Source organism: Phenylobacterium sp. CCH9-H3 (assembly GCF_001557235.1).
Classification (GTDB): Bacteria; Pseudomonadota; Alphaproteobacteria; order Caulobacterales; family Caulobacteraceae; genus Phenylobacterium.
Genome location: NZ_LSJI01000169.1, coordinates 1 through 876 on the forward strand (window position 1 = coordinate 1; position 876 = coordinate 876).

Below are 876 nucleotides of genomic sequence, written 5' to 3' on the forward strand. Positions count from 1 at the left end.
GTCCCCCTCCCGCCGCTTCGCGGGGGAGGTGAAGGTCGCGCGTGGCGCGCCGCCCTCACTCCACGCCGAGGTGGCGGGCGAGTTTGGCGAGGGTCTGGAGGCCGTATTCCACGGCGCCGAAGCCGATGACTTCCTCGCGGCGCGCGGGGGTGGGGTGCAACTGGCGCAGGGTGAGCACGGTCTTGCCGTCGGCCTGGGAATCGAAGGTGACGGTGACGAAGAAGCGGTCGGGGTCGTCGTCCTTGTCGGAGCCGTGCTCCATCTGGATCAGGCGCGGCGCCTCGATGTGCGTGAACACCATGCGGTTGTCGTAGCGCGTGCCGTCGGGGCCGGTGAAGACGAAACGCCAGCGGCCGCCCGGGCGGATGTCGCACTCCAGGCTGTCGACCGTGAAGCCCTCGGGGCCGAACCACTGGACGATCTGCGCCGGGTCGGTCCAAGCCTGGAACACCCGCTCGCGCGGGGCGGCGATCAGGCGGGTCAGCACGATCTCGCGGTCGAGAGCCCAGGTGGTGCGCGGGTCAGCGGTCATGGTCGTCGTCCTTGGTCTCGAGGGTGGCGAGGAACCGCTCCAGGCGGTCGAAGCGGGCCTCCCAGGCCTCGCGCGTGTGGTCGAGCCAGCGGGTCGCCTCGGCCAGGCGCTCGGGGCGCAGCGAGCAGGGCCGCGTCTGGCCGTCGCGGCCGCGGGCGATCAGGCCGGCGCGCTCCAGCACCTTCAGATGCTGGGATACCGCCGGCAGGCTCATGGCGAACGGCTCGGCGATCTGCTGCACCGTCAGATCGCCCTGGGCCGCCAGCCGGCTGACGATCGCCATCCGGGTGGGGTCGCCGAGGGCGGCGAAGGTCTGGCCGAGGTGTTGGGGCGGGTGCATGGGG

At 72.3% G+C, this 876-nt stretch carries 2 protein-coding genes; both read right to left on the minus strand.

Annotated elements, in window-relative coordinates; genetic code table 11:
* Positions 1-55 precede the first annotated feature (55 nt).
* Positions 56-532, minus strand: a complete 477-nt coding sequence (locus AX721_RS14960) for an SRPBCC family protein (RefSeq protein ID WP_068876790.1) — start codon at positions 530-532, stop codon at positions 56-58.
* Positions 522-876 (minus strand): ArsR/SmtB family transcription factor (locus AX721_RS14965; protein WP_369807903.1); only part of this gene is annotated, 355 nt, incomplete at its 5' end. The genes AX721_RS14960 and AX721_RS14965, both read right to left, overlap by 11 nt.

What these genes read in the sequence shown, in the direction of transcription:
- AX721_RS14960 (WP_068876790.1), bottom strand. Translation starts at nt 532, where the DNA reads ATGACCGCTGACCCGCGCACCACCTGGGCTCTCGACCGCGAGATCGTG.